We start from the raw sequence: 6,839 nt of genomic DNA, 5'->3' as shown, positions 1-6,839 counted from the left end.
GCTGGTAGTAAGTCATGACAAAACAAGTTGATGTTGCCGTAATCGGCGCCGGTGCTGCAGGCATGATGTGCGCGGCGGTCGCCGGGCAACGCGGCAAAAGCGTGGTGCTGATCGATCACGCAGCCAAACTCGCAGAAAAAATCCGCATCTCCGGCGGCGGTCGCTGCAATTTCACCAACATCGAGGCGACACCGCAAAACTTCCTGTCGCAAAATCCGCATTTCTGTAAAAGTGCATTGTCGCGTTACACGCCGCAGGATTTTCTCGCGCTGATGAAGCGCTATCGCATCGCTTATCACGAGAAACACAAGGGACAGTTGTTCTGCGACGATACGGCCGAAGACATCATCGATATGCTGAAAGCCGAATGTGCGCTTGGCAATGTAATGTGGCGTATGCCGTGCAACGTCAAGACGATCAATAAAGATGGCGAGCTGTTCCGGATTGAAACAGATACCGGCGACATCCTTGCCGGCAGCGTAGTGATTGCGACCGGCGGTTTGTCGATCCCCAAAATCGGCGCCACCGATTTTGCCTACCGCATAGCCAAACAGTTCGACTTGAAAATGATCGAGCCGCGTCCGGCGCTGGTGCCTTTGACCTTTGATGCCGACAGTTGGCAGCCGTTTGTGGCGCTGGCCGGCATTGCCTTGCCGGTAGAAGTGGAAACCGGCATCAAAAAGGCGCGCGGTTATTTCAAGGAAGATTTGTTATTTACGCATCGCGGCCTGTCCGGTCCGGCGATTCTGCAGATTTCCAGCTTTTGGCAGCCGGGTACGCCATTGATTATCAATCTGGCACCGGATACCGATATTGCCGAAGCACTGATAGAAGGCAAATCCAGCAGCAAGAAAAATCTCGGCAATCAATTGGCGCAATGGTTGCCGTCACGGCTGGCTGACGAGTGGCTGGTGGTCAACGGCTTTAAAGGTGATGCGCGCGTCGCCGACATGCAGGACAAGCAGCTGCGCCAGTTGGGTGCTTCAATCAATCACTGGAGCATTATCCCGAATGGTTCGGAAGGCTATCGCAAGGCGGAGGTAACGCTGGGCGGTATCGATACGCGTGAGTTATCACAACAGACGATGATGGCAAGCAAAGTGCCGGGTTTGCATTTCATTGGCGAATCGGTTGATGTTACCGGCTGGCTGGGCGGCTATAACTTCCAGTGGGCCTGGGCGTCCGGTGTTGCGGCAGGGCAAGCGGTTTGATTGCGAGCCCAAAGCATTCGGCCAGTCTTGCTTTTCCGGCGAGATGGAGGGGTTTGCGTGGCGCTTTCCCCTAAACCTGCACACAGACGAATAAAGAGTCTTCCATTTGCGGAACAAGACTGCTATACTCTTCGACTCACTACCCAACATTGGTTTACATTTACATGACCACTATCCGCCTTAAAGAAAACGAGCCGTTCGAAGTCGCTATGCGTCGCTTCAAGCGCACCATTGAAAAAACTGGTTTGCTGACCGATTTGCGCGCGCGCGAGTTTTACGAGAAGCCAACTGCTGAGCGCAAGCGCAAGCTCGCTGCTGCTGTGAAACGCCATTACAAGCGTATCCGTAGCCAGCAATTGCCTAAAAAGCTGTACTAATTCCTGCAAGCTGCGCGCCCATTGTGCGTGCGGTTCAAGAAATTGGTTGCAAACCCGCTCCGGTGTTGGTCCGCAGCGGGTTTTGGCGTTTTTAATGATCCCTTGTTTTAACGATTACTTATCAGATAGCGGAGTGCGTATGAGCCTGAAAGAACAGATCACTGAAGACATGAAATCGGCAATGCGCGCCAAGGAAGCGGCCAAACTCGGCACAATTCGCCTGATTACTTCTGCCATCAAGCAGAAGGAAGTGGATGAGCGCATTGAGTTGAACGATACGCAAGTGCTGGCGATCATTGAAAAAATGATCAAGCAGCGCAAGGATTCGATTTCGCAATTCCAGGCTGGCGGACGCCAGGATCTGGTCGATATCGAAGAAGCGGAACTCGCTGTCTTGACGACTTATATGCCTAGCGCCTTGTCGGATGCAGAAGTACAAGGCGAAGTCGCTGCTGCCATGGCCGCATCCGGTGCTGCCGGTCCGCAGGATATGGGCAAAGTCATGGCAATCTTGAAGGCGAAGCTCGCCGGCCGTGCCGATATGACTGCTGTATCCGGCCTGGTCAAGGCTGCATTGACCAAAGGCTAAGCGCCTTTTTGCTGCCCTATTCAAACTCACGATTAGCTTGATACCGACGTGATTCCACAGTCGTTTATCCAGGATCTGCTGAACCGTGTCGATATTGTCGATGTGGTGGGCCGTTACGTGCAGTTGAAGAAGGGCGGCGCCAATTTCATGGGCCTGTGCCCGTTTCACAACGAAAAATCCCCCAGTTTTACCGTCAGTCCGACCAAGCAGTTTTATCACTGCTTCGGCTGCGGCGCGCATGGCACGGCAATCGGATTTTTGATCGAATATTCCGGCATGGGTTTTGTCGAGGCGGTCAAGGATCTGGCACAAAATGTTGGCATGATCGTGCCCGAAGCCGAAGATCGCTTGCCGCCAGCGCAGCGAGCTGAGCAGCAGGCGAAAAGCATGGCCCTGTCGGAAGCGATGAATCGCGCATGCGATTTTTATCGCCAGCAATTGCGGCATGCTGAAAGCGCAAAAAATTATTTGATTGGGCGTGGGCTGACGGGTGAAGTCGCGGCGCGTTACGGCATGGGTTATGCGCCGGACGGCTGGGATGGTTTGCGCGCGGTGTTCCCTGATTACGAACTGGATGCGCTGGTCGAATGCGGCCTGGTGATCGACAAGGCTGAAGAAGAAGGTGCAGATCATCGCCAGCGCAAACGCTACGATCGATTCCGCGATCGCATCATGTTCCCGATTCGTAATTCCAAGGGCCAGGTTATCGGTTTTGGTGGCCGCGTGATGGGTGACGGTGAGCCCAAATACTTGAATTCGCCCGAAACGCCCTTATTTCAAAAGGGTAGTGAACTGTATGGCTTGTTTGAAGCGCGGCAGGCAATACGCGAGGCCGGCTACGCCCTGGTAACAGAAGGCTATATGGATGTGGTCGCACTGGCGCAACTCGGTTTTCCGCAAGCGGTGGCAACGCTGGGAACCGCCTGTACACCGATACACGTACAAAAGCTGCTGCGTCAAACCGATCAGGTGATTTTCAGTTTCGATGGCGACAAGGCCGGCCGACGTGCGGCGAGACGCGCGCTGGAAGCCAGTTTGCCGTATGCGGGCGACAACAAGGTAATCAAATTCCTGTTCTTGCCTAGCGAGCATGACCCGGATAGTTATATCCGTGCAATGGGCACTGAATCGTTTGAAAAGCAGGTGCAGGATGCAATGCCCTTGTCGCAATTCCTGCTGAAGGAAGCGGTGGGTGATAACGATCTCGGCACGCCGGAAGGCAGGGCGCGTACGCAATTTGACGCCAAGCCCTTGTTGCAGGCATTGCCGGCATCGTCATTGCGTTTGCAGATCGTGCGCGGCCTGGCGCAGATTACGGAAAGTACGCCGGCAGAAATCGAAGCCCTGTTTGAATTGGCGCAACCGATTTCACGCGTGCGGGCTGCACCACCGAAAGGCAAACGCACGGCGCCGGTTGGGCTGGAACGCCAGATCATGCGTCTATTGGTGGCACACCCGGTTCTGGCAGCAGAACTCGATCAGGCTGCGCTGGATGTGGCGGCGCATTTTGCACCCGAGAGGGCCGATATGCTGGTGCAACTGGTAACAATGAGTCGTGAAATGGGCGCGCATGCGAATTTTGCAACGCTGGCGGAATTGTTGCGTTCCACCGGCTCGGATTTCGATTCGCTGGTCGCAGAGATCGCGGCCGAATCTGAATCGGATGTCGATGTCGCTCGTCTCGAGCTGGCTGGTGCGATCCGGCAGACCAAAATGAAGATGCTGGCGACCGAAATGGAAACGCTGATCGCCAGTGGTTTGAGCAGCGAACAGGCGCAGGCGCGCTATCGCGAATTGACCGTGCAGCAAGAGCAATTGCGACGTCAGGCGCAGGCGGAAATGACGCAAAGGGGCTGATTTTGCTCTTGTGTAGAGGGCGAGTGCGCCCCCATATGCTATAATTAAAGGCTTTCGATTCAACGCCTTAGAGTTGTAGCTAGTGTAGTGATCGAAAAGAAAATCAATTAACTTGCGCGGGCGGAAGCCGGAAGTGAATGCGCACATCTGCTCATTGAGCGCAGCCTCAGCTGCGTTTCAGGGCATAACCCAGTTGGTAGTTGATCCAATGGCGAATGCAATGAAGAAACCCGCGAAAACCCAGACACTTGCTGCGAGCAAAGCCAAAACGGCTGCAGCGAATTCGACTAAACCTGTGGCAAAAAAAGTAGCCAGCCAGCCTGCAGGCAAGGCTGTGTCGTCCAGTGTAAAGGCAGTAAAGTCGCCAACCAAGGCGCCAACGAAATCCGTTACTCCGGTAGCGAAATCTGCGGCGGCCAAACCTTCATCCAAAGTTGCTGCAAAGCCGGTATCAGTGCAATCGAAAGCCCCTGTGACAAATAAGAAATCTGAAGTGAAGTCTGCTGGCAAGTCAGCAAAAGTCGAACCAAAAGTCGAGTCGCGTCCTGGCGTCAACGTCATGATCACGCCGACTGTCAGTCAAACTACTGATGCGGCCACACTAGCCGCCATTGATACGTCCGGCTATATCCTGCCGTCGATCAAGGTGCCTGGTCGTCGCGGTCGCAAGCCAAAAGAATTCCAGCCTGAGAACGACGAAGTTGCAGCATTGAATGCTGTCGAACGTGCAGAATTGAAAGCCGTCGACAAGGCAAAAGCCAAGGATCGCAAGGCAAAAGAAAAAGCATTGCTGAAAGATGCGTTCTCGAACGACACGGAAGCCAGCGAAGAAGAGCTCGAGGCACGTCGTCAAAAGCTGAAAACGCTGATCAAGTTCGGCAAGGAACGTGGCTTCCTGACGTACGCAGAAATCAACGATCACCTGCCGGAAAACATCATCGATCCGGAAGCGATCGAAGGCATCATCGGCACCTTCAATGACATGGGTATCGCGGTCTATGAACAGGCGCCGGATGCCGAGACATTGCTGCTGTCCGACAACGTGGCAACGGTTGCCAGCGACGATGAAGCTGAAGCGGCTGCCGAAGCTGCGCTGTCTACCGTCGATTCCGATTTCGGCCGCACAACCGATCCAGTACGCATGTACATGCGCGAAATGGGTTCGGTTGAACTGCTGACACGCGAAGGCGAAATCGATATTGCGAAGCGTATCGAAGATGGCTTGCGCGACATGATCCAGGCCATCTCGGCGTGCCCGACCACGATTGCTGAAATCATGGCTGCCGCCGAACGTATTTCCAAAGATGAAACCAAGATCGACGAAATCGTTGACGGTTTGGTCGATATGAATGCATCCGAGCCTGTGATTGCGCCTACGCCTGCTGCCTCTTCGGACGACGAAGAAGAGGAAGAGGAAGAGGAAGAAGAAGAGGAAGAAGAAGAAACGCCTGCCGCCGCCGCTTCAGGTGCCGCCGGCTTTACCACAGAGCAAATCGAACAACTGAAGCGCGAATCGCTCGCCAAGTTTGCGACGATCGCCCAGCAATTCGACAAGATGCGCAAAGCCTTCGAGAAGGAAGGTTACAACTCCAAGCCTTACGTGAAGGCGCAGGAAATTATTTCCAACGAATTGCTGAGCATACGTTTTACCGCCAAGGTTGTTGAAAAACTGTGCGATACCTTGCGTGGCCAGGTAGATGAAGTGCGCCAAATCGAAAAACAGATTCTCGACATTGCCGTGAATCGTTGTGAAATGCCTCGCAATCATTTCATCAAGGTTTTTCCAGGCAATGAAACCAATCTGGACTGGGTTGATGGCGAAGTTGACGGCAATCACGCATATAGCGTTGTACTTGCGCGTAACGTGCCGGCTGTCAAAGAGCTGCAGCAAAAATTGATCGATTTGCAGGCACGCGTCGTATTGCCATTGCCAGACTTGCGTGCGATTAACCGCAAGATGGCTGCCGGTGAAATGAAGGCGCGCAAAGCGAAACGGGAAATGACCGAGGCCAACTTGCGCCTGGTGATTTCGATCGCGAAAAAATACACCAACCGCGGTTTGCAATTCCTCGATTTGATCCAGGAAGGCAACATCGGCTTGATGAAGGCAGTCGACAAGTTTGAATACCGTCGCGGCTTTAAATTCTCGACCTACGCAACATGGTGGATTCGCCAGGCGATCACCCGTTCGATCGCCGATCAGGCACGCACGATCCGTATTCCTGTGCACATGATCGAAACGATCAACAAGATGAACCGCATCTCGCGTCAAATCCTGCAGGAAACCGGTGCCGAGCCGGATCCAGCGACCTTGGCGATCAAGATGGAAATGCCGGAAGATAAAATCCGCAAGATCATGAAGATCGCCAAAGAACCGATTTCGATGGAAACACCGATCGGCGACGACGACGATTCACATCTGGGCGATTTCATCGAAGACAACAACACATTGGCGCCAGCCGATGCAGCGTTGCACGCTTCGATGCGCGGCGTAGTCAAGGACGTACTCGATTCATTGACGCCACGCGAAGCAAAAGTATTGCGTATGCGTTTCGGTATCGAAATGTCGACCGACCACACGCTGGAAGAAGTTGGCAAACAGTTCGACGTAACACGCGAACGCATACGCCAAATTGAAGCAAAAGCGTTGCGGAAATTGCGTCATCCTTCACGTTCGGATAAACTGAAAAGCTTCCTCGAAGGTAATTAATATCTAGTCAGGTTACGGGCCTCTAGCTCATGCTTGGTTAGAGCAGCGGACTCATAATCCGTTGGTGCCGTGTTCGACTCACGGGAGGCCCACCA

6 protein-coding genes and 1 tRNA gene are annotated in these 6,839 nt (G+C 53.7%); 6 read left to right on the top strand and 1 reads right to left on the bottom strand.

Annotation, left to right across the window (positions count from 1 at the left end; genetic code table 11):
* The first annotated feature begins 14 nt into the window (after positions 1-14).
* The 4 genes from ABWP27_RS11495 to dnaG all read left to right on the top strand — a co-directional run bounded on the left by ABWP27_RS11495 (position 15) and on the right by dnaG (position 4,034).
* Positions 15-1,211, top strand: coding sequence for a BaiN/RdsA family NAD(P)/FAD-dependent oxidoreductase (locus tag ABWP27_RS11495; protein WP_353156871.1), 1,197 nt, complete (start codon positions 15-17; stop codon positions 1,209-1,211).
* A gap of 164 nt (positions 1,212-1,375) precedes the next feature.
* On the top strand, positions 1,376-1,588 hold the full coding sequence (gene rpsU, locus ABWP27_RS11490; protein ID WP_011870001.1) for a 30S ribosomal protein S21: 213 nt from the start codon (positions 1,376-1,378) through the stop codon (positions 1,586-1,588).
* Positions 1,589-1,727: 139 nt separating this feature from the next.
* Complete coding sequence (locus ABWP27_RS11485; protein ID WP_353156869.1) at positions 1,728-2,177, top strand: GatB/YqeY domain-containing protein; 450 nt, start codon at positions 1,728-1,730, stop codon at positions 2,175-2,177.
* A gap of 48 nt (positions 2,178-2,225) precedes the next feature.
* Entirely contained in the window at positions 2,226-4,034 is a 1,809-nt protein-coding gene (dnaG, locus tag ABWP27_RS11480) for a DNA primase (protein ID WP_353156866.1), read from the top strand.
* Positions 4,035-4,211: 177 nt separating this feature from the next.
* On the opposite strand, the gene ABWP27_RS11475 is transcribed toward dnaG, so the two are convergent.
* Positions 4,212-4,595, bottom strand: coding sequence for a hypothetical protein (locus tag ABWP27_RS11475; protein ID WP_353156864.1), 384 nt, complete (start codon positions 4,593-4,595; stop codon positions 4,212-4,214).
* Here ABWP27_RS11475 and rpoD point away from each other — a divergent pair.
* Both rpoD and ABWP27_RS11465 read left to right on the top strand, forming a co-directional pair.
* The gene (gene rpoD / locus ABWP27_RS11470; protein WP_353156861.1) at positions 4,507-6,744 is read left to right on the top strand and encodes an RNA polymerase sigma factor RpoD; all 2,238 of its coding nucleotides are present in this window, start codon (positions 4,507-4,509) and stop codon (positions 6,742-6,744) included. The two genes, ABWP27_RS11475 and rpoD, sit on opposite strands and share 89 nt — an antisense overlap.
* A gap of 16 nt (positions 6,745-6,760) precedes the next feature.
* Positions 6,761-6,839: transfer RNA gene (locus tag ABWP27_RS11465), tRNA-Ile, on the top strand.

It is taken from the genome of Herminiimonas fonticola (assembly GCF_040395855.1).
Taxonomy (GTDB): Bacteria; Pseudomonadota; Gammaproteobacteria; order Burkholderiales; family Burkholderiaceae_D; genus Oxalicibacterium; species Oxalicibacterium fonticola_A.
The sequence above is the reverse complement of the archived record's forward strand: the minus strand, read 5'-3'. Positions and strand labels throughout refer to the sequence as shown.